The 20,983-nt window shown below is 72.6% G+C and carries 22 protein-coding genes; 6 read left to right on the top strand and 16 right to left on the bottom strand.

The features are described from left to right. Nucleotides 1–4: 4 nt before the first annotated feature. Both AB0367_RS07455 and AB0367_RS07460 read right to left on the bottom strand, forming a co-directional pair. Entirely contained in the window at nucleotides 5–319 is a 315-nt protein-coding gene (locus tag AB0367_RS07455) for a TraR/DksA C4-type zinc finger protein (protein WP_366225355.1), read from the bottom strand. 43 nt (nucleotides 320–362) lie between these two features. Then, nucleotides 363–1,151, bottom strand: a complete 789-nt coding sequence (locus AB0367_RS07460; protein ID WP_366225356.1) for a rod shape-determining protein — start codon at nucleotides 1,149–1,151, stop codon at nucleotides 363–365. Nucleotides 1,152–1,582: 431 nt separating this feature from the next. Between AB0367_RS07460 and AB0367_RS07465 the strand changes: the two genes are divergently transcribed. Both AB0367_RS07465 and AB0367_RS07470 read left to right on the top strand, forming a co-directional pair. Beyond that, the gene (locus AB0367_RS07465) at nucleotides 1,583–2,809 is read left to right on the top strand and encodes a helix-turn-helix domain-containing protein (RefSeq protein ID WP_366225357.1); all 1,227 of its coding nucleotides are present in this window, start codon (nucleotides 1,583–1,585) and stop codon (nucleotides 2,807–2,809) included. Continuing rightward, complete coding sequence (locus AB0367_RS07470) at nucleotides 2,806–2,988, top strand: hypothetical protein (protein ID WP_366225358.1); 183 nt, start codon at nucleotides 2,806–2,808, stop codon at nucleotides 2,986–2,988. Before AB0367_RS07465 ends, AB0367_RS07470 begins: the two co-directional genes overlap by 4 nt. A 169-nt stretch (nucleotides 2,989–3,157) precedes the next feature. Here AB0367_RS07470 and AB0367_RS07475 read toward each other — a convergent pair whose 3' ends face one another. Then, a complete protein-coding gene (locus AB0367_RS07475; protein WP_366225359.1) occupies nucleotides 3,158–4,603 on the bottom strand; it encodes a glycosyl hydrolase family 18 protein in 1,446 nt (481 codons plus the stop codon). 327 nt (nucleotides 4,604–4,930) lie between these two features. Here AB0367_RS07475 and AB0367_RS07480 point away from each other — a divergent pair, with 327 nt between their 5' ends. Next, the gene (locus AB0367_RS07480; protein ID WP_366225360.1) at nucleotides 4,931–6,148 is read left to right on the top strand and encodes a ricin-type beta-trefoil lectin domain protein; all 1,218 of its coding nucleotides are present in this window, start codon (nucleotides 4,931–4,933) and stop codon (nucleotides 6,146–6,148) included. Between the two features lie 22 nt (nucleotides 6,149–6,170). On the opposite strand, the gene AB0367_RS07485 is transcribed toward AB0367_RS07480, so the two are convergent. Genes AB0367_RS07485 through AB0367_RS07495 form a run of 3 tightly spaced genes read right to left on the bottom strand, consistent with a single transcriptional unit; the run spans nucleotide 6,171 to nucleotide 8,163 of the window. Continuing rightward, nucleotides 6,171–6,491: a 2-phosphosulfolactate phosphatase gene (locus AB0367_RS07485; protein ID WP_366225361.1), complete on the bottom strand. Its 321-nt coding sequence runs from the start codon at nucleotides 6,489–6,491 to the stop codon at nucleotides 6,171–6,173. 39 nt (nucleotides 6,492–6,530) lie between these two features. Next, a complete protein-coding gene (locus AB0367_RS07490) occupies nucleotides 6,531–7,466 on the bottom strand; it encodes an alpha/beta hydrolase (protein WP_366225362.1) in 936 nt (311 codons plus the stop codon). A 28-nt stretch (nucleotides 7,467–7,494) separates the two neighbouring features. Then, nucleotides 7,495–8,163 carry a GDSL-type esterase/lipase family protein gene (locus AB0367_RS07495; protein WP_366225363.1) on the bottom strand — a complete coding sequence of 223 codons (669 nt, stop codon included), beginning with the start codon at nucleotides 8,161–8,163 and terminating at the stop codon, nucleotides 7,495–7,497. Between the two features lie 49 nt (nucleotides 8,164–8,212). Between AB0367_RS07495 and AB0367_RS07500 the strand changes: the two genes are divergently transcribed. From AB0367_RS07500 to AB0367_RS07510, 3 genes are read left to right on the top strand one after another with little or no spacing between them, the layout of a single operon-like run. Further along, complete coding sequence (locus tag AB0367_RS07500) at nucleotides 8,213–9,334, top strand: alpha-hydroxy acid oxidase (protein ID WP_366225364.1); 1,122 nt, start codon at nucleotides 8,213–8,215, stop codon at nucleotides 9,332–9,334. Beyond that, nucleotides 9,335–10,606 carry a PLP-dependent aminotransferase family protein gene (locus AB0367_RS07505; protein WP_366225365.1) on the top strand — a complete coding sequence of 424 codons (1,272 nt, stop codon included), beginning with the start codon at nucleotides 9,335–9,337 and terminating at the stop codon, nucleotides 10,604–10,606. Then, on the top strand, nucleotides 10,603–11,178 hold the full coding sequence (locus tag AB0367_RS07510; protein WP_366225366.1) for a 4'-phosphopantetheinyl transferase superfamily protein: 576 nt from the start codon (nucleotides 10,603–10,605) through the stop codon (nucleotides 11,176–11,178). Before AB0367_RS07505 ends, AB0367_RS07510 begins: the two co-directional genes overlap by 4 nt. Here AB0367_RS07510 and AB0367_RS07515 read toward each other — a convergent pair. The 10 genes from AB0367_RS07515 to hppD form a co-directional block, all read right to left on the bottom strand. Then, complete coding sequence (locus tag AB0367_RS07515) at nucleotides 11,162–11,923, bottom strand: 2-hydroxy-acid oxidase (RefSeq protein WP_366225367.1); 762 nt, start codon at nucleotides 11,921–11,923, stop codon at nucleotides 11,162–11,164. The genes AB0367_RS07510 and AB0367_RS07515 overlap by 17 nt on opposite strands. A gap of 2 nt (nucleotides 11,924–11,925) precedes the next feature. Further along, the gene (locus tag AB0367_RS07520) at nucleotides 11,926–12,210 is read right to left on the bottom strand and encodes a phosphopantetheine-binding protein (RefSeq protein ID WP_366225368.1); all 285 of its coding nucleotides are present in this window, start codon (nucleotides 12,208–12,210) and stop codon (nucleotides 11,926–11,928) included. Nucleotides 12,211–12,238: 28 nt separating this feature from the next. Continuing rightward, nucleotides 12,239–13,162 carry a 3-oxoacyl-[acyl-carrier-protein] synthase III C-terminal domain-containing protein gene (locus tag AB0367_RS07525; RefSeq protein WP_366225369.1) on the bottom strand — a complete coding sequence of 308 codons (924 nt, stop codon included), beginning with the start codon at nucleotides 13,160–13,162 and terminating at the stop codon, nucleotides 12,239–12,241. After that, nucleotides 13,159–14,502, bottom strand: coding sequence for a condensation domain-containing protein (locus AB0367_RS07530; RefSeq protein ID WP_366225370.1), 1,344 nt, complete (start codon nucleotides 14,500–14,502; stop codon nucleotides 13,159–13,161). The genes AB0367_RS07525 and AB0367_RS07530 overlap by 4 nt, the downstream gene beginning before the upstream one ends. Next, a complete protein-coding gene (locus AB0367_RS07535; RefSeq protein WP_366225371.1) occupies nucleotides 14,495–16,126 on the bottom strand; it encodes a class I adenylate-forming enzyme family protein in 1,632 nt (543 codons plus the stop codon). Before AB0367_RS07535 ends, AB0367_RS07530 begins: the two co-directional genes overlap by 8 nt. Nucleotides 16,127–16,137: 11 nt before the next feature. Next, entirely contained in the window at nucleotides 16,138–16,905 is a 768-nt protein-coding gene (locus AB0367_RS07540) for an SDR family oxidoreductase (RefSeq protein ID WP_366225372.1), read from the bottom strand. After that, on the bottom strand, nucleotides 16,906–17,886 hold the full coding sequence (locus AB0367_RS07545; RefSeq protein ID WP_366225373.1) for a transketolase C-terminal domain-containing protein: 981 nt from the start codon (nucleotides 17,884–17,886) through the stop codon (nucleotides 16,906–16,908). A 1-nt stretch (nucleotide 17,887) separates the two neighbouring features. After that, entirely contained in the window at nucleotides 17,888–18,862 is a 975-nt protein-coding gene (locus tag AB0367_RS07550) for a thiamine pyrophosphate-dependent dehydrogenase E1 component subunit alpha (RefSeq protein ID WP_366225374.1), read from the bottom strand. A 69-nt stretch (nucleotides 18,863–18,931) separates the two neighbouring features. Continuing rightward, on the bottom strand, nucleotides 18,932–19,849 hold the full coding sequence (locus tag AB0367_RS07555; RefSeq protein ID WP_366225613.1) for a phytanoyl-CoA dioxygenase family protein: 918 nt from the start codon (nucleotides 19,847–19,849) through the stop codon (nucleotides 18,932–18,934). A 2-nt stretch (nucleotides 19,850–19,851) separates the two neighbouring features. Next, nucleotides 19,852–20,949, bottom strand: coding sequence for a 4-hydroxyphenylpyruvate dioxygenase (gene hppD, locus AB0367_RS07560; RefSeq protein WP_366225375.1), 1,098 nt, complete (start codon nucleotides 20,947–20,949; stop codon nucleotides 19,852–19,854). Nucleotides 20,950–20,983: the final 34 nt, after the last annotated feature.

The following is a 20,983-nucleotide window of genomic DNA, read 5'->3' on the forward strand; positions in this document are numbered from 1 at the left end:
TCGCTTAGCCGCGTGCCTGGCAGGGAACGCAGCGCCGGGCGCGGGGGAGGATCGCCAGCCGGGCCGCGGGGATGACGCCGGAACAGCGCTCGCAGCGGCCGTAGGTGCCCTCGGCGATCCGGGCGAGCGCGGCCGTGGTGTCGGCGACGGCTTGGCTGGCGGCGGTGATGCGCTCGGTGACGGTCTGCGGATCCTCGCCGGCGTCCGCCGGGTCGGCGCCGGCGGCCGTCAAGGTGGAGAGCTCATCGGTGTGCAGCTGTAGCTGGGCCTCCAGCAGCTGCCGCAGTTCATCGATCTCAGGGTCGACGTTGACACTCATCGGGTACTCCATCGGATTGGGGAAGCATGCGGACAACGGGCGATCAGCCGCGCAGGACGGCGCTGCGCAAAGCGGCCAGCGCGGCCAGCCCGGCTCCTCGCACGGCGACCAGGTGCGGTGCCGCGGGCCGGCGCACCGGCACGTCCACGGCGGCGGCGATGCTGGCGGCCAGCCGTGGCCGGTTCGCGCCGCCGCCAACGAGCAGCAACCCGCCGCGCGCCGCGGCCGCGGCGGCCTGCCGGTGCTGCGGTGCCCGGCGCAGCCGCCCGAGAAGGTCGACGACCGCCGCGACCATCGTTGCCTCGGCGCCCGGTCCGGTCACGTCGTCGATGCCCACCTCATGGCGTGCCGCGTCGAGCACACCGCCGCCGGCGAGCACCGCCGCCTCGGTGACCTGGGCGCCCAGATCGACGACCAGCAGCGGGCCGGGCGCCGCGCCCGCACCGATGGCGGCGGCCCGGATCGAGTCGATGAACAGCAGTCGGCCCGGGGCGAGCGCGGCGTTGAGCGTCTGGCGAAGGGCCTGCTGCTCGTTCTCGCCGGTGCGGACGGGGCGGCAGGCGACCACGGTGGCGCCGGACGGTACCGGCCGGTCGTACCCTCCGAAGAGCGTGGCCAGCATCGACCGCGCGGCGGCCGGGTCGGTGATCCGCCCGCGTCGCACCACCGCCCGCGTTCCCGTGGCGAGGTCGCGGCTGCGCGCGTGCACCAGCGGCCGGCCCGAGGTCCAGATCCGTGTGTACGCGCCGCCGATGTCCACGCCGACCGCCGTGGGCTCCACCGCGGCGTCCGCGGCGGGCCCCGGCGCAGGGGCGATCACGTCGGTGAACACGATGTCTCCTTTCGGCTGGGTACAGAGGGTGAGTTCGGCCGGGCAGCCCCGAGAACAGGGCCGTGCCGCAGGCCAGGCGCATCGCCTGAGGGGCCGCGAAGCAGATGGCTACGTCAGCCCGTGAATGCCCGGGGCGCACGTCGGCTGCACCGACGGCGCTCTACCGGGCCGGCATCCGGCGGTGACGCCATGCCGACGGTGTCGCGCCAGGTCGGCTTCGTGCCAGTCGTCATCGTCACCGCCTTCTTCCCTCTCGTCGCCGGGTGAATCTCCAGGGTCGGCCGAGGACCGGCGGTCCGCATCGGCGGTGACCGGCAACCTGGTCGTATGGTGGTTGCCGGTCACCGGCAATCACGATTCGCGTGAGACGGTGCGCCGAGCAGGGTTCGGCGCACCGGTGCGCGGCCGGGGCGGCAATGGAGGTGGAGAGCGTGGCGGGTGGTGAGATGCGGCGTCGCCGGGCCGGGGCGGTCGGCCCGGAGGGCTGGCTGCAGGCGGTGGGGCAGGCCGCCAGCCGTGACGCCGGCGCGCCCGCCGAACTGCTGGGCGACTACCTGCAGCTGCTGGCCGAGGCGGCGGTCACCGGCCGCCGGCCTCGCCGCGCCGACCTGGACGCGGTCGGCGAGCTGGGCCGTCGCGCCGCGAGGCAGGGTGTCTCGGCCGGCCGGGCGGTGCAGCTGTACCTGTCCGCGGCGCGGCGCTTGTGGCAGGACCTGCCCGCAGTGGTGCGCTCCGACGACAGCGAGGTGGTCCGGGCCGCCGCCGCGGCGGTGCTGCAGGCCGTCGACGAGGCGGTGGCCACCCTCGCCGAGGGCTACGCCCAGGCCCGCCGGGACCTCGTTCGCCGCGAGGAGGCGCTGCGTCGGGAACTGGTCGACGACCTGCTGCGCGGCGACTCCGACCCCGGTGCGCTGGTGCAGCGGGCCGAGCCGTTCGGCGTCGACCCGGCCCGTGGCCACCAGGTCGCCCTCGCCGCCCCGGGCCGGCGGCTGCCCGACACGCAGGCGACGATCAACGCGCTGGAGGCGGTCATCTTCGACCGGCTCGGCGACCGCGACGTACTGGTCGCCACGAAGGACGGCTTGCTGGTGGTGATCGCCCCCGCGGAGCCCGTCCCGGCCGGTCCGGCGGCCGGCGATCCGCGACAAGACCTCGGACACCTGGTGCACACCCAACTAAGCCGCCCACGGTACGGCCGGCCCTGGCAGGTGAGCGTCGGCCGCGCCCATCCCGGCCTCTACGGCATCGCCCGCTCCTACGAGGAGGCCCGCGAAGCACTGGCCATGGTGAAACGGCTGCGCCTGGACGTGCCGGTCGCCAACGCCCACGACCTGTTGGTCCACCGGGTGCTGCTGCGCGACCAGCCGGCCATCGTCGACCTGGTCGGCGCCGTGCTCGGCCCGCTGACCGGCGCCCGCGGCGGCGCCGAGCCGCTCCTGAACACCCTGCGGGCGTACTTCGCCACCGGCGAGGTCGCGACCGAGGCGGCGAAACAGCTGCAGATTTCGGTCCGGACGGTCACCTATCGGCTGGCCCGGATCAGGACGCTGACCGGATACGACCCCGCCGACCCGGACCACCGCTTCACCCTGCAGGCCGCGGTTCGCGGCGCCGCGGCCCTGAACTGGCCCGCCAACCCGCTGCCGACGATCACGTGACCGGTCCGTCCCACCTTCCCGGTTGCATCAGGTGGATCGGCTGGTTCATTTTCGAGGTGCGCTACGCCGCCACGACCGGCCGGCCGTTCCGCCAGTACGGCCCGGCCGGCGCGGCGGCACAGCGACGCCCGCCGCTCGTGGACGGCCGGCAGGGCCTGGCCCACCACGGCCATGCTTGAGGCGGCCGAACGCTCGGCCCGGGACGCGGCGGCGGCGCCCACCACCCTGGCCCCGGTCACCGCGACAGGCTGACCAGCGTTCGGATCAGGTGCCCGTCGTGGCGAGCGTCCAGCCGCCGAAATGAGGCGGCGGCCGTCCGGGTAGGACGGCCGCCGCTGGGAGCATTCGTTACGGGAGGGTCCAGCGCTGGTTGGCGCTGGCGAAGCAGTCCCAGATCTGCAGACGTGCGCCGTCGGCAGAGCTGTTGTCGGTGACGTCCAGGCACTTGTTCGACACCGGGTTACGCAGCGTGCTGTTGGCGGTGTTGTACTGCCAAACCTGCGCGGCGGTGCCGTTGCAGTCCCAGAGCTGGATCTTCGTGCCGTTCGCCGTGCCGGCCGACGTGATGTCCAAGCACTTGCCCAGGGCGCGCAGCGTGCTGTCCGACGCCACCGTCCAGTTCTGTGCGGTGGTGCCGTTGCAGGTGTACAGCTGGATCGCTGCCCCGTTCGCCGTCGACGCTCCGGCCACGTCGACGCACTTGCCGGCCAGGCCAGTGATGCGGCCCGTGCGGCCGGTCGGCGGCTGACCGGTCGGCGGCTGCGAGGTCGGCGGGGTCGTGCCGCCCGTCGCCGTGGTGTAGATCGCGTTCACCAGCGAGTTGGCGCCGGTGGCGTCCTGGGACATCTCCCAGTACATGATGCCGCCGGCGTTCGCCATGGCCCACTGGGTCTTGCGGCGCACCGTCGGCAGGCCGTTGTAGCACTCGTTGGAGCCGTTGATCGTGACGCAGTCCCGGTTGGCGTTGGCCGGGTCGCGGGCGACCAGGTCGGCATACGTGAGGTAGCCGGGACGTGAGTAGAAGGGCACGCCGATGACGGCCTTGCTCGCGGGCAGGCCGCGACCCTTCCAGAAGTTGACCGCGTTGACGGACCAGTCGTAGTTCGAGTGCGGGCTGCCGCCGTCGTACGTCATGATGTTGAGCCAGTCGACGTAGCCGAAGACGGCCGGCTGGACGCCGTTGGCGGTGCCGCCCTCGGAGACCACGGCGGCGGTGAGCAGCTTGCCCCGGCTGTGCATCGCGGTGCTCAGCTGGGACATCAGCGCCGTGTAGTTGTTACCGGAGGCACCCGGGTCCGGGTACTCCCAGTCGATGTCGACGCCGTCGAGGTTGTACTGGTTGACGAAGTTGACGACGTTGTTGACGAACGCCGTCCGCGCGGTGGCGTTGGCGGCCAGGCTCTCGAACGCGGAGTCGTTGCCGTCGTTCCAGCCGCCGATCGAGATCGACACCTTGACGCCCTGGGCGTGGCCCTGCGACACGATCGACTGCAGCTTCGCCGCGTTGTCCAGCCCCTGCAGGCTGCCGTTGGCGTTGGGCAGGATGAACGCGTAGTTGATGTGGGTCAGCTTGCTGTACTGGATGGAGTTGGCGCTGCCGGCCCACGACGGCATGTAGCCGATGCTCTTGAAGTTGTTGGGCAGTACGGCCGCGTTGGCGGCGGGCTGGACGGCCAGGGTGACGGCCGCGCCGGCGGCGACCGTCACGGCCGCGACGGCCGCGGCGGTGAAGGCCGACCGGCGCGCCCGGTGATGTCCGGGTCGGGCGGACCCGGACTCCGACTGGGGGGACATGATGCTCCTTCGGGTGGGGTCGACCGGCGTGGCGGGCAGGGTGGGCGGGCCCGCCGTCGACTCCGCCATGTCCGGCGGGTCGTCCTGTGCGCCGGTGCGATGACAGGTGCTGAGACGATAGGAAAGTTAACTATTAGTTGTCAATGCACCGCGACCTGCGGCTGTGGCTTAATTTAAGTCCCGTATTGACTCCGCGCCAGCCCCGCAATAGCCTCCTATAGATCTGTTAAGGAACCTCACAGATCCCTTGGCGCCCCGGACCCTGCCGCCTCAGGGTCCGTGTGTGCGCTCCGCCCCAGAAGGGACCCGCCCATGGGAGGTATTCAGATGCGAAGACTCAAGTCGTTGGCGTCCGCCGCGCTGGTCGCGTCGATGGTCGCTACCGGCCTTGTTGTCGTGTCAGCGCAAAGCGCCGCGCAGGCCGCGGTCGTGTGGAGCGAGGAGTTCAACGGCGCGTCGGGCCAAGGCGTCGACACGTCGAGGTGGAACTTCGACACCGGCGGTGGCGGCTTCGGCAACCAGGAGCTCGAGTACTACAACAGCGGCACCAGCAACGTCTACCAGGACGGCCAGGGTCACCTGGTGATCGAGGCGCGCCGGGAAAGCGGTGGGCGCAGCTGCTGGTACGGCACCTGCCAGTGGACGTCCGGCCGGATCCACACCGCCGGCAAGTTCACCCAGCAGTATGGTCACGTCGAGGCGAGGATTCAGGTCCCGAAGGGAAACGGTCTCTGGCCGGCCTTCTGGATGCTCGGCGGCGGCACCTGGCCGAACGGCGGCGAGATCGACATCATGGAGAACGTCGGGCGCGACCCGAACACCGTGTTTGGCACGATCCACGGCCCGGGCTACTCGGGCGGCAACGCGGTGGGCGGCACCCGTAACATCGGCCAGGCCCTCGGCAACGCCTACCACGTCTTCGCGATCGACTGGTCCCCGAACCTCATCATCTGGACCCTGGACGGCTCGGAGTACTTCCGCGCGACCCCGGCCAGCGTTCGCGGCAACAGCTGGGTGTTCGACCACCCCTTCTACATCATTCTGAACCTCGCGGTCGGCGGCAACTTCCCCGGCAGCCCGGACGGCAGCACGCCGTCGGTCAACCGCATGCTCATCGACTACGTCCGCGTCAGCACGGCCGACAACCCGCCGCCGGCCGGCGGCGGCAACGCACTGCGCGGGGCCGAAAGCGGTCGCTGCATCGATGTGCCCGGCGCCAATGCCGCGGACGGGGTTCGGCTGTCGGTCTACGACTGCAACGGCACGGGTGCGCAGCAGTGGACGATCGGGTCGGACGGCACCGTCCGCGCGCTCGGCAAGTGCATGGACGCCGCCGCGGCCGGCACCGCGAACGGCACGGCGATACAGCTGTACACGTGCAACGGCACCAACGCCCAGAAGTTCACTCTTTCGGCGGCCGGCGAACTGAGGAACACCGCCGCCAACAAGTGTGTCGACGTGGCCAACCACGGCACCGCGAACGGTTCGCAACTGCAGTTGTGGGACTGCTCCGGCGGCGCGAACCAGCGCTGGACCAGGGTCTGATCGCGTCACGGTTGTGATCCCGTCATCCCCCGGTTCGCATGCGGACCGGGGGATGACGGCATCCGCCCTTCAGCACGGCACCCGTGCGAGCGCGACGTGATCCTGGCGGATCTCGCCGACCATGGCGAATTCGGACCGATCGACGTCGCAGCAAAAGGGACCCACCGGTCTCGCCGACCAGGAGGCGATCCGGGTACCGCCGCCGGAGATCTCGACCGACCTCGACCGACGGCGCGCAGACGATTTCCGTCGCGCCGCGCTCAAAGGCAATCGCTGCCGTGGTGAAGGCACGAATGACATCGATGGCGATGACGACAGTGCCGGACGGGACCTTGGCATCCATACCTACGATCGCCACGGGACACGACTCTTCACCGGTGGGTCACACCTCGAACCACGTCCGCAGCTGCTTCGCGGCCTGGTCGAGGGCGGACTTGCCCGCGTCCAGGGTGCCCGACATGGCGAAGAACCCGTGGATCATGCCCTCGTAGCGGGTCACGGTGACGGGAACGCCGTCCTCGGCGAGCCGGGCCGCGTAGCGTTCGCCCTGGTCGCGCAGCGGGTCGTATTCGGCGGTGATGACCAGCGCCGGCGGCAGGCCCACCAGGGACTCGGCCCGCAGCGGCGAGGCGAGCGGGTTGCGGGCGTCGTCGGGGTCGGTGAGGTAGTGCGAGCGATACCACGCGACCGAGTGATGGTTGAACAGGTAGGGGTCGTCGTTGGTGCGCATCGACTCGTCGTCGGCGGCCTGGTCGGTGTTGGGGTAGACGAGCAGCTGGCCGGCCAGGCGCGGGCCGCCGGTCCGCTGCGCCATCAGGGTCACTCCGGCCGCCAGGTTGCCGCCGGCGCTGTCGCCGCCGACGGCGATCCGCCCCGGGTCGGCGCCCAGCGCCTCCGCGTTGCCGGCGACCCACTCGGTGGCCGCCCAGCAGTCCTCGATCGCGGCCGGGAACGGGTGCTCGGGCGCGAGCCGGTAGCCGGGCACGGCCACGATGCAGCCGGTCGCGTTGGCGAGGTTGCGGGCGATGCCGTCGGCGGTGTCGATGGTGCCGAGCACCCAGCCGCCGCCGTAGAAATACATGAGCACGGGCAGCGCCGGCTCGGCGCTGGGCCGGTAGACGCGCAGCGGCAGCTTGCCGTCGGGGCCGGGCAGCCAGTGGTCGGTGACCTCGTGCACCTTCTCGGGGCTGCCGCCGGCGGCCCGGATCGAGGCGAGGTCGGCCGCGCGGGCCTCCTCGAGGCTCATCGTATACAGCGGGGCGACCCGGTCACGCTCCTTGCGGTCGCGCATCGCCTGCACCTGCGGGTCGAACGGCATCGAAGCATCCCCCTTTGTCAGTGTCAGCCTACAGCTCGGCGCTCAGCCGCTGGATCACGGCCGCAGCGGCGATCCTATGGCTGTGCGCGTTTCCGTGCAGCCCATCCTCACCCGTGAGGGCCTCCCCGGCGCCGATCGCCGGGTGATCCGACAGATCGACGTGGACGGTGCCCAGCGCCGCGGCGAGCGCGTTGGTGCGCCGCGCGAGCAGCGCCATCCGCCGCGCGAAGCCCGGTCCCAGCCAGGCGGGCAGCCGCGGATACTCGCGCATCACGAACACCGAGACCGTGATCACGCGCGCCCCGGCCTCCTGCAGCGGCCGGATGATCCCGGCCAGTTCGGCGTCGACGGCGTCGGCGCGCGCCTCGTATCCGGGCCGCATCGCGTCGTTGGCGCCGCAGATCACGAGCGCGAGGTCGGGCGCGAACGCGAGCGCCGGTGCGAGCTGCGTGGCGCGGACCTCGGCGGCGCGCAGGTTGCGCCGGCCCAGATTGAGAAACGCCAGGCCCGGCTCCGCGCCGACCGACCCGGACCGGGCGGCGGCGAGCTCGTCGCGCACCAGCTCGGCGAAGCCGCCCGGCTCCTGCACGACGCTGTCGCCGAGCATGGCGTAGCGGCGCCACGGATGGCCGGCGAGCGGCCCGCCGACGGCGCAGTGAAGCGCATATTCCGTTGCCATGTAGGCCTTTCGGCTCATGCGGAAGGCGAGAGGGTACCGATAGGCTAGCGCCTATGGTGGTCCTGCGGTGACACAACTGGAGACCAGACCGATCCTCCTCACCGCATCGGACTTCCGCCGTCATGCGGAAGGGCTCGTCGAGCCGGGCGTGTGGGACTTCATCGAAGGCGGCGCCGAGGACGAGCGCACACTCGCGGCCAACCTGCGCGCCTTCGACCGGGTCCGGCTGCGCCCGCGCGTGCTCGCCGGCGTCTCGGACGTCGACACCTCGGTCTCACTTTTCGGCACGCGCTATGCCACGCCGATCGGGGTCGCGCCGACCGCCTACCAGCGGCTCATCGACGCCGAGGGCGAGGTCGCCACGGCGCGGGGCGCGGGCGCGGCCGGCGCGCTGTTCGTCGCGGCCATGTTCGCCAGCCGCACGATCGAGGACATCGCCGAGGCGTCCTCGACCGGGCCATGGCTGCAGCTGTACTGGCTGCGCCGCCGCGACGTGATGCGGTCCCTGGCGCAGCGCGCGGAGCAGGCCGGCTTCGGCGCCATCATGCTCACCGTCGACGTGCCGCGGATGGGCCGGCGCTGGCGCGACATGCGAAACGGCTTCGCGATCGGCGGCGGCGTCGCCGCGGTCAACATCGACCCGGCCGTGATGGCCTCGGCGCACGAGCGCGACGCCGGGAGCTCCGCCCTCGCCCGGCACGCCAGCGACTCCTTCGACTCCTCGCTGACCTGGGGCGACCTCGCCTGGCTGCGCGGCTGCACCCGGTTGCCGCTGGTGCTCAAGGGCATCCTGACCGCCGAGGACGCGGCCCTGGCGGTCGAGCACGGCGCCGACGCGATCGTGGTGTCCAACCACGGCGGGCGCCAGCTCGACGGCGCGGTGGCGAGCCTCGACGCCCTCACTGAGGTCGTCGACGCGGTCGGCGGCGCCTGCCCGGTGCTGTTCGACGGCGGGGTGCGCCGCGGCGCCGACGTCCTCGCCGCGCTCGCTCTCGGCGCGCACATGGTGCTGCTCGGCCGCCCGCCGCTGTGGGGGCTGGCCGCCGGGGGAGCGGACGGTGTGGCGGGCGTGCTGTGCACCGCCACGCAGGAGCTGGCCCACGCGATGGCGCTGGCCGGGCGGCCGACGCTGGCCGCGCTGGACCGCACCGCGCTTCGGACGACGTCGTTGACGGGAGGCGATGCCTGAATGGTGACGTTGTCGCGCGAGGAGTTGCACGTGTCGGTCGTCGACCCCGTGTCGGCGTCGATGAACTTCCTCAATGAGATCGCCGGGCGGTTTCCGGCCGCCATCTCGCTGGCCGCGGGGCGCCCGTTCGACGAGTTCCACTCGGTCGGCGACATCGACAAGCACATCCAGGCGTATCTCACGCACCTGCGCGAGCGCGGGCTGACCCAGGCCCAGAGCCGGCAGCTGCTGACCCAGTATGGCCGCACCAACGGCCACGTCGGCGACCTCATCGCCCGGATGCTCGACGTGGACGAGAACATCCAGGTCCCCGCGGCCGCGGTGATGGTGACCACCGGCTGCCAGGAGGCGATGGTCATCGCCCTGCGCGGCCTGTGCGCCGGCCCCGACGACGTGGTGCTGGCCGCCGAGCCGTGCTACGTCGGGCTCACCGGTGCTGCGCGCATCCTCGGCGTCGAGGTCGTCGGCGTGCCCGAGTCCGCCGACGGGCTGCGCCCCGAGACGGTGCGCGAGGTCGCCGCCGCCACCCGGGCGCGTGGCAAGCGGCCCCGCGCGCTGTACCTCGTGCCGAACTTCGCCAACCCGTCCGGGGTGTCGCTGCCGGTCCCGGTGCGCCGGGCGCTGCTGGCCGCCGCCGCCGACGAGGACCTGCTGATCCTCGAGGACGACCCCTACGGCCTGTTCGGCCTCGACGACGAGCCCCGCCCCACGCTCAAGTCGCTCGACGCCGACCAGCGGGTCATCTACCTCGGCTCGTTCGCCAAGTCGTACTTCCCCGGCGCCCGCGTCGGCTACCTCGTCGCCGACCAGCCCGTCGTCGACGCCGCCGGCCGGCAAACCCTGCTCGCCGAGGAACTGTCCACGGTCAAGAGCATGCTGACCGTCAACACCTCGGCGCTCTCCCAGGCCGTCGTCGGCGGCATGCTCATCGACTGCGGGTTCAGCCTGCGCACGGCCAACCAGGCGAAGATCGCGTTCTACCGGCACAACCTCGCCAGGCTGCTGGCCGCGCTGCACCGGCACTTCGACGGCACCCCCGTGCGCTGGAACCGCCCCAGCGGCGGCTTCTTCGTCGTCGTCGACGTGCCCGTGGACGCGAGCGAGGAGCTGCTGGAGGTCTCCGCCCGTGAGCACGGCGTGCTGTGGACGCCGATGCGCTTCTTCTACGTCGGCGGCGGCGGGACGCACGCGATCCGGCTGTCGTGCAGCGCCCTGGAGCCGGAGCGGATCGACGAGGGCGTGCGCCGCCTGGCCGGCCTGCTGTCGCGGTGAGCACGGTCGACGTCTGGCACGTCGACACCCGCGAGGTCGACACCGGCGAGCTGCCCGGTGGGGCGGACCGAGCCCGGTTCGCCGCGCGCGTGGCCCTGCGCCGCATCGTGACGCGGCGCCTGGGCGGCCGTGAGGGGTGCTGGGTCCGCGGCCCGAACGGCAAACCCGCCCTCGACGGGGAGCGCCTGCAGTTCAACCTCTCCCACGCCGGCGATCTCGCGCTGATCGCCGTCACGGACGATCGGCCCGTCGGCGTCGACCTGCAGGACCTGGTGCCCGGGCTAGACTTCGCGGCCATGGCCCGCCGCTTCTTCCCGCCGGCCGAGGCGGACCTGGTGGCACGGCGGGGTGCGGGGGAGTTCGCGCGGCTGTGGGCCCGCAAGGAGGCCGTGGTGAAGGCGGCCGGCGACCGGCTCACCCGCGGCCTGTCCCTGCCGGTGGCCGGCGACCCGCCGCCGCCCGTCGAGCACGACGGCGTCGTCTACGCCGTGGCCGACCTCGCGGCGCCGGACGGCTTCCGGGCCGCGGTCGCCCTCGCCGGCCCGGCGCCGTTCGTCATCCGAACGAGCTGACGCACAGGTATCGCAGCGCCGGGTCGTAGTCGGCGAGCACCACGGGACCCTCGACCGACGCCAGCGCCTCCCAGACGCCGGTCATCGGCTGCGCGGGGTCGGCGCGCACGATCGTGTCGGCCTTCGCGTCCAGATCGGCCAGGTGGCCGCCGAGCACCAGCGTCGCCGGGCCGACGTCGCCCAGCAGCCCGGCGATGTCCTGCGGCTCGACGCCGGGGAGGATCCGCGGCACCGCGGCCTGCAGGGTGGACGGTCCGAGGTGGACGGCGACGGCGCAGTGCGCGGCCGGCACCTCCACCGGCACGCCCGGGTCGTACGGCAGCGACGCCTGCTCCACGACGATCAGCAGCCCGCGCGGGTACGTGCCGGACCGGGCGTAGTCGTGCAGCAGCCGCAGCGCCGTGTGCGCGCCGGCGCGGCCCTGGTCCGACACCGCGAACGACATCGGGTCGCCCGGGCAGAGGTGGCTGAGGTACGTCGCCGTCGCCCGCCCGGGCGCGATGTCGGGGATGTCGTAGGCGAGGACCAGCGCGTCCACCGGCTCGTCCGGCAACAGCGTGGCCGCCATCTCGGCGTACGACTGCCCGTCGCCCATCCCGTCGGCGGGGCCCAGGCCGTACGGCTCCAGCAGGTCGGTCAGGTACGTCGCCAGCCGCGCGGCGTGCGCGGTGTCGACGGCCTGCGCGGCCGGCCCCTCGAAGCGCCGCGCCACCGCGCGGCGCAGGCCCCATGGCGCCCCTGGCACCGTCACTCCTCCGGCAGCAGGTTGCCGGCGACGTAGCTGGCGAGGGTGCCGACCGTCTCGAAGTCGTCGCGGCCCAGGTCCTCGACGCTGATCTCCCGCTCCAGGCGGTCCTCCAGCTCCAGCACCAGTTCCAGGCCGGTGGTCGAGCTCATCCCGAGGTCGTCCATCAGCGTCGTGCTCTCGGAAGCGTCGGGCACCTCCCGCTTGAGCACGCGGGGGAGCAGGGCGCAGATGGTTTCCACGACGTGCTCGCGCAGCGCCGGGTCGATGGTCGCGGTGTCGGACACGGTAGATCCTCCGGATTTCAGTGCTGAGTCAGTGCTCGAAGACCATGGCGGAGAACGTGGCGCCGCGCCCGGCCCCGGCGGCGGCGATGACGTAGCGGTCCCCGGGCCGCAGCAGTCCGCGCTCGATCGCGGTCCGGTGGTTGATGAACGCGTCGGCGCAGAATACGTGGCCGTAATCGGCGACGTGGTCGAGCAGCACCCGCTCGAGCGGGAAGTCGATCCGCTTGCAGGTGCGCTGCCACGCGATGTTGTTGACGTTGTGCGGCAGGATCACCGCCACGTCCTGCAGCGCGATTCCGGCCTCGGCGACCGCGGCGGTGACCGCCTCGCCGAGCGCGTCGTGATAGATGCGCTGGAACTCCGAGGCCACCTCCTCCTGATCGCCGTCGAACTCGCCGCGCAGCCGCGCCACGTAGGACAGCAGCCGGTCGCGCCCGCCCGCGGCGGACACGAGGCACGCGGCGGCGCCCTCGCCGAACATCGAGGTCTCCGGCACGAACCGCGTCTCGCCGGTGAACGCCTTCTCCCCGGCCAGCACCACGGCGAGACCGTCGTCGCCGTCCGCGGCGAGCAGCCGCCCGGCCAGGTCGATCGCCAGCAGCCCGGACGCACACGCCTGCTGCCCGATCGCGAACGCCTGCGCGTGCCCGAGCCCGGCTTCGGCCAGCACCTCGTGCAGCGGGTTGTGCGGATACGGCACGACCACCGGGAAGCTGCGCGCATACAGCACGTACCGCACCCGCGCCGCCAGTTCCGGCGTCAGCGCCAGGTCGGCGAGCGCCAGGCGCAGCAGGCCGGTCAGCGGCTGTTCGGACCGCGCCGCCGAGCCGATCTTGTGGTAGCGGCGGAACACGCGCACCTGCATCGGGCTCAGGTCGAACGCGTCCGCGTAGGACTCGATCGGGACCCGGTCGGCTGGCACGAACGTGCCCACCGCGGCCATTGAGGTCATACGTCCTCGCTCTCCAGAAGCCGGATCGCCTCTTGTACCGCGCGTGCCTCCACCGAGCGCACCAGCGCCTCGGCGCCCGCCGGGGCGAGCCGGCTCGCGTCGGTGAAGACGGTCAGCAAAAACCCCTCCGGCACGTCGTCCACGTCGACGCTGAGCGGGTCGAACGGGTCGTCCTGCGCCACCGTCCAGCGGAAGGCTCCCGGCGGCGCGGCGCGCAGCTCGCCGGCCGTGGGCAGCGGCCCGGCGAAGCCCTGCCGAGTGCCGACGCGGCGGTCATTGAACCACACGCCCGCCTCCGGGTCGACACCCATGCGCGCGAAGAGCCCGGCCACCGCGTCCGGGTCGAGGTACGCGTACTTGTAGGCGGCCATCGCGCTCGCGCCGACCCGTCGCAGGGCCTCGGCGAACGGCTCCCCGGCCACGTCCACCGCGCAGATCCCGCGCTGGGCGACCATCGCCACCACCGTGGCGAACCCGCGCCGGAACCGGTTGCTCACCATGGGCCGCAGCACCGCATCCCCGTCATCGGCGCAGGCCGCCTGGGCGAGCAGCGTCATGAGCACCTGCGAGGAGTCCGCGTCGGCGCGCTCGGACAGCACGTGCAGGGCCGCCGGCAGCGCCTGGGTCGTCAGCTCGCCCCGGTAGAACCGCGGACCGTCCACATCGGATGCCGGCCGAGCCGCCGGCAGCCGGTGCAGGGTCCGCTCCCAGTGCCGCAGCGCGGACCCGCTCTGCCGCAGCCCGGCCGGGCCGCCCTGCCAGTGGGCCTGCTCCAGCGGCGGCATGCCGGTGTCCGGCGCCGCGGCGCCCCGGTCGGCGATCTCGGTCAGGAAGATCCGCCCGCCGAGCCCGTCGGTGACCAGGTGGGTCATCACCGTGGACAGGTGCGTCGGCGCGCCGCGGTGGCGGACCACGCCCATGCGCACCGGCCACTCCTCGACGAAGTCGTACGCGCGGGCCCGGTCCCGGGCGTCGAGCGCGACGACGAACGCCTCCGGGTCGGCGTCGTCCGGGCAGTCGTACACGTCCAGGCCGATCGTGCCGCGGTCGGCGACGCTCTGCAGTGGCCGGCCGTCGTCGGTGAAGCGCAGCCGGGTGCGCATCGGCTGGTACCGCGCCATGATCCAGCGCAGTTCGTCGGCCACGCCGGCGAGGGTGGTGCCCGGGGCAAGCCGCGACCAGCCGCCGATGGGCAGCCAGGAGCGCTGCCGCAGCATCGTCAGCCAGATCTCGCGCTGGCCCCAGGAAAGCTCCCCGAGCCCCGCACCCTCGCCGGCGAAGCGCACCGGGATGCGCGCGGCCGGCCGGAGCTCGAGGGGCGGCGCCTTGAGGCTAGGCATTCGCCATCGCGGCGAGGTGCCGCTGGCGCATGAGGAACTTGCGTACCTTGCCGGTCGGGCCGAGCACAATGTCGTCGTCGGAGAAGACGACGACCCGCCGCAGCGTCGCCCCGGCGGCCGGGGTGAGCGCGCCGCGGACCTTCTCGGTGTGGTCCAGCGACGGGTCGGCGCCCGTGTGCAGGGACAGCAGCACATCGGTGACGACCTTGCCCTCGGCGGTGCGCGCCGACACGACCGTGCAGTCGCGCACGTCGGGCACCGCCCGCAGGATCCGCTCCTCCGACATGGCGGTGTAGAGCCACTCGCCGCCGCCGAGGTCGACGGAGTCCACGGCCCGGTCGACGTGGTAGTAGTAGCCCTCCTCGTCGCGGTACATGAGGTCGCCCGTGAGGTAGTAGCCGGCGAGGCGGTTGCGGTAGGTGTTGACGTGGTCGTTCCAGTAGCCGGGGGCGAGCGTCGGCGACTTGAGGCCGAAGTGCCCGACGGCGCCGACCGGCACCTCCTGGCCGGTCTCGGTGTCCAGCAGCGCGACGTCGGCGAAGACGTGCGGGACGCCGACGCAGCGGCCGTAGCGCTCGGTGTCGTTGCGGTGCGTGATGTGGAAGGCGGAGTGGCCCATCTCGGTGGAGCCGAGCCCGTCGACGAAGCTGGAGCCCTTGACTCGGGTCACGCCCTCGCGGGTGACCACGTTGCGGCTGCCCACGTTCACCAGGTTGCGGATGTGCGGCTCGTGCGCGCAGTCGCCGGTGTTGAACCACAGCGACACCGAGTCCAGCTCGTGCGCGTCGAGGTCGAAGCGGGCAAGCTCCGCCCAGGTGACCGCGAAGCCGAAGACGCCGGTGGGCTTCCACTGCTCGATCGCGTCCAGCACCGCCGCGCCGTCGCTCTGCCGGGACAGGAACAGCAGCTCCGAGCGGTTGCTCAGGGCGTGGTTGATGGTCATGATGCCGGCCGCGTGCGGCGCGGGCAGCGCGCTGAGGATGCGCTCGGTGCCCTGCGCGCGGGGGCCGCTGAGCCGGATCCGCCGGGTGGCGTGGAACAGGCTGGCGTGCGAGTGCACGACCGCGGTCGGCATGCGGGTGGTGCCCGAGGAGTGGGTGATGGCGATCGGGTCGTCGGGGTGGTGCCGGAACGCGACCGGGGCCGCGGCCGGGTCGCCGGAGCCGGTCTCGGCCACGTCGTGCACGGGGATGCCGCCGAGGTCCTGCCCGTCCAGCCGGTCGCGGTGCTCGGCGTCGGCGAGCAGGGCGACCCCGCGCAGCTTGCGGATGTACTCGGCGGCGATCTCGCCCGGGATGTTCGGGTTCATCAGCGCCGGGATGGCGCCGAGCCAGGTCAGGCCCATCCAGTTGAGGAAGCAGTCCGCGGCGTTGGTGACGTAGACGGCCACCGGGTCGCGGCGGCGGATGCCGGCGGCATGCAGCCACGCGGCCCGCGCGGCGGCCCGGGTGTAGAGCTCGCCGAGCGTCAGGCCCTGCCACGCCGGGATGCCGTCGACCGGGGTGTCGAACGTCATGCCGGGACCGTCCAGCGGGGCACCGTGCTCGATGAGCTTGTGCAGCACGTTGCCGGCACCGACGCTCGGGTCGCCGGCCAGCGCCGCCCGGATGCTCGTTGACGCCATGGTCTGTCTCCTTATTTCGCCGACATGAAGGGCTTCAAGATGATCTCGGTGCCGTCGGCGCGCAGGCCGGCCGGCACGTCGGGAAACTCGTAGCGCTGCGCGGGCCGGCCGGGCACCAGCGCCCAGGCCTCGCCGGTGCCGGAGCCGGTGACGACCGTCTGGACGGCGGCGGCGACCTCGTCCGGGCTCAGCATCGGGATCTTCTGCTTGCGCAGCAGGCGGCCGGTGATACCGAGGAACGGGGTGTCGGTGAAGCCGGGGCAGAGCGCGTTGATGCGCACGCCGCGCGGGGTCAGCGACGTCGACATCGCCCGCACGTAGGCGACGGCGGCGGCCTTGGTCAGCGCGTACACCGGGTTGGCCTGTTCCGGCCCGAGCGCGGCGAGCGAGGCGAGCACGACGACCTGACCGCCGGCCGGCAGGGCCGGCAGCGCGGCGTCGACGCCGAACACCACCCCGTCGAGATTCACCCCGAGGGCGCGGCGGTACCGGGCGGGGTCGATGCCGGGGTCGGGCGGCACGTCGGACTGGATACCGGCGCCGAGCACGAGGATGTCCAGCGACCCGTGCGCGGCGACCGCGTGCGCCACCATGGCGGCGTTGTCCGCCGGGTCGGCGACGTCGGCGCGCACCGCGGTGCCGCCGACCTCCTTCGCGACCCGCTCCGCGCCCTCGGCGTCAAGGTCGGCGACGACGACGGTGTGCCCGAGCGCGGCGAGCCGCGCGCAGATCGCCGCGCCGATCCCGCCGCCACCCCCGGTGACCAGTGCGACGCTCATTCAGCCCTCCTGACCCAGCTTGGCGACGTCCTCGACCGCGGCGCGGATCTGGGCACGGCTGGGCTGCAGCGCCAGGTCCAGGTCGCGGGCGAAGGGCAGCACCGCGGCGTCCGGGCGGGTGACCCGCCGCGGCGGCGCGATGAGCCGCATGCCCTCCGCGGCGGAGGCGAGGATCTCCCCGGCGATGCCGCAGGAGCGGTTCGAGTCGTCCACGACCACGAGCCGGCCGGTGCGCTCCAGCGACGCGGCCAGCCCGGCCCAGTCGAACGGGTGCAGGGTCCGCGGGTCGAAGACCTCCACGGAGACGGTGCCGGCGAGCTCCTCGGCGACGGCGAGCGCGTCGTGGACGAGGTGGCCGACGGCGACCACGGTCACGTCGTCGCCACTGCGGTGCACCCGGCCGACACCGAGCGGGATCGGGGCGAGCGAGGCGAGGTCGACGTCGGCGCGCACCCCCACCGCGCCGGCCGGGGCGAACACCACGACCGGGTCGTCGTCGCGGATCGCGGAGACGAGCAGCCCGTAGGCGTCGGCGGGGGTGGACGGCACGACGGTCTTCACGCCGACGTGGGCGAAGAGGCTGTACGGGTGGTCGGAGTGCTGCCCGGCCCACCCGCCCCGGGAGCCGGAGCTCGGCAGCAGGTAGGTGACCGGCACGGCGGCCTGCCCGCCGGTCATCAGCGAGAACTTGTGCGCCTGGTTGGCGATCTGCTCGAAGGCCAGGAACAGCAGCGCCGGGATCTGGAACTCGATCAGGGGCCGCTGTCCGCACAGCGCCGCGCCGGTGGCGAAGCTCGTGAACGCCTGCTCCGAGATCGGCATGTCCACGACCCGTTCGGAACCGAACTTCTTGTGCAGGCCGGTGGTCACGTTGCTGACCGCGACGCGCACGTCCTCGCCGAACACGCACACCGCGGGATCGCGCTCCATCTCCGCGGCGATGGCCCGGTTGAGCGCCTTGAGGTACGACAGGATCGTCATGTCACGCCCCCGCTCTGGCCCGCAGGCCGTCCGCGTACAGGTGGTCGAGCGCACCGGCCGGGTCCGGGTGCGGGCTCTGCCGGGCGAAGTCGACCGCCTGGTCCAGCGTCGACTCGATCTCGGCGTCGATGCGGGCCCGCTCGTCCGGCGCGACCCGCGCGCCCTGGATCTCCACCGGGTCCCGGGACGTGCCGGCCGACACCTCATCGTCGGTGCGGTAGCGCGGCCGGGCCGCGTGCTCCCAGGTGTGGTGGGCGTCGAAGCGGTACGCGACGCACTCCACCAGCGACGGCCCGCCGCCGGAGCGGGCGCGCTCGACGGCCGTCGCGGTCTCGTGCAGTACCGCCTCCGGGTCCGAACCGTCCACGGTGGACGCCGGGATGCCGAACGCGTGCGCGCGCCCGGTGATGGTGCCGGCGACCGCCTCCGACACCCGGGTGGTGGTGGCGAACCCGTTGTTCTCGCACACGAACACGACCGGGAGCCGCCACAGCGCCGCCAGGTTGAAGGTCTCCAGCACCACGCCCTGGCTGACCGCGCCGTCGCCGAAGTAGGTGACGGCGACGCGGTCCAGGCCGGCCCGGCGCGCGGCCCAGGCCGCGCCCGTGGCGATCGGCACGGCGGCGCCGACGATCGCGTTTGCGCCGAGGATGCCCAGCGAGAAGTCGGCGGCGTGCATCGAGCCGCCGCGGCCGCGGTTGAGCCCGGTCGCCCGGCCGGCCAGTTCGGCCATCGCGCGGGCCGGGTCCGCGCCCTTGGCCAGCACGTGGCCGTGGCCGCGGTGGGTGCTGGTGATGACGTCGCCGGTCCGCAGCGCGGCGCAGGTGCCGGCCGCGATGGCCTCCTGGCCGACGTACGGATGGATGCCGCCGACGATCGTGCCGTCGCGGACGAGCTCGATGGCCCGCTCCTCGAAGCGGCGGATCAGGCGGACCGTCCGGTACAGCCCGGCGGCGTCCACCCGTACTTGCGTCACGTCACGTCCCCCTTACGCCGCAACGGCTTCGACGCCGGTGCGGGCCTTGATCTCTGCATGTGACTTCGCTCAGCGCTCGGTGTCGCGCCACAACACGGGGCAGAACTCGGGGTCCGCGTAGTCCGGCCGGCCGTCGGCCGTACGGCGCACGAGCACGTCGTGGTTGTAGGTCACGACGTCCCCGGTGGACAGCTCGAAGCGGCGGTACTCGTTCGTGCCCGGCTGGAGGTGGAACGAGATCGCCCGGCGCGGGCCGTCGCTGACGTTGGCGCCGCTGCCGTGGTACGTGCGGCAGTGGTGGAAGCTCATGTGCCCCTTGGGGATGATCATCGGGATCTTGTTGATCTCGGCCCCGTTGTGCGCCGCGTTCTGCTCGAGCATGACCTCCAGGTCGTCCCAGCTGCGCTGGGCGAAGTGCCGGGTGGTCGTGTCGTCGGCGCCGATCTCGACCCAGCGGTTGCTGCCGTCGACCATCGTGATGGTGCCCAGCTCGACGCCGCAGTCGTGGAAGGGGATGAACGCGGTGAGCATGTCGTCGGACGTGCTCGTCTGCCAGTAGTGCCGGTCGAAGTGCCAGGGCACGAGGTTGGAGGGCTCGCCGGCGATCGGCGGCTTGTAGATGAGCGTCGACTGGAAGATGCGGATCTCCGCCGCCTGCGCCAGCCGGGCCGCGACCGCGCCGATGAGCGGCTTGCGCAGGATACGCGCGATGTCGTCGCTCTCGTAGTGGATGTAGTCGTTGTGCCGCTGCACCGGCCCGTGCTCCGGCTGCCAGTAGGCCAGCCGCGGCGGGTGCGCGGGTAGGGTCCGCGAACGCTCGCCGGCGTAGAAGCGCTCGCTGGCCGCCGTCAGCTCGTCGACTTCCTCATCGGTGAAGAGCTTGCGGGTGAGGTACCACCCGTTGCGCGCGTACGCCTCGACCTCCTCGTCGGTGGGCAGCAACGCCAGTTCCTGCTCCGTCAACACGAAGTCCTGGGTCACCGGAATGGTCACAGTGCGTTCCCTTCAGAATGAGTGATGTCGCGCACCGCAGCCAGCTCTCGCTCCTTCGCCGCGTACAGCGCGGGGATGTTGCTCGTGCCGAACGTCCGCGCGCCGTGGCGGTCGATGAGTTCGTTGAAGTACGTGCGCCGGATGTGCGTCGACTTCGCGAAGATCTGGTACATCTGGCCCCAGTGGTCGCGGTCGACGAGGATGCCGAGCGGCCGCAGTTCGTCGACGGGCACGTCCACGTCTCCGAGGCGGGCCGAGAGCATGTCGTAGTAGCTGCCCGGGGTCTGCGCGAACTCGACGCCCCGGGCGCTGAGCGCCTGCACCGCGGCGACGATGTCGTGGGTGCTGAAGGCGACGTGCTGCACGCCGGCGCCCTCGTGCCAGGCGAGGAAGTCGTCGATCTGCCCGGCGCGGCGGCTGATGTCCGGCTGGATGAGCGTGAACGTCACGCCACCGGACGGGCTCTGCACCACCTTGGACTGCATGCCCTGGTCGCCGACCTCGATGTACTCCTGGAAGATCATTTCGAAGCCGAACGCCCGCTGGTAGTAGGCGACGGCCGTGTCGAGCTCCCCGGCCGGCAGGCACACCGCGGCGTGGTCGATCGTGTGCAGCAGGTCCCCGGCGTCCGGCCCCTCCGGCGCCATCGACGTGTCGAGCAGGCCCGGCAGGAACTGCGCCTCGCCGTCGCGCTGCACGAGCCGGTGCGTCACGTCGCCGAAGCCGGACACCTCGGCCACGACGACCGACGCGCCGCCGTGCGCGATGCGCCGCGGCGCCTCGACCGGGGTCGCGCCGGCCGCGACCGCCTCGGCGAAGGTCGCCTCCGCGTCGGTGCAGCCGAACGCGACGACCGCGATGCCGTCACCGTGCTGTGCCACGTACCGGCTGGCCCGGTGCCCGCTGCTGAGGCCGGAGGTGAGCAGGATCCGGATGTCACGCTGCCCCAGCAGCACGCTGCGCTGGCCGGCCAGGCCGGTCTCCGGGCCGCCCTGCCCGTAGACGTGGAAGCCGTACGATGCGCACAGCTGTTCGGCCGCCACGCGCGCGTCGCCGACGTACAACTCGATGTGGTCCGTGTCGAGGATCTGCATTGCCTGCTTCCCTTTCGGGGTTTGTGGTTCGGGC

Origin of the sequence: Dactylosporangium sp. NPDC051484 (assembly GCF_040689395.1) — a bacterium.
GTDB lineage: Bacteria > Actinomycetota > Actinomycetes > Mycobacteriales > Micromonosporaceae > Dactylosporangium.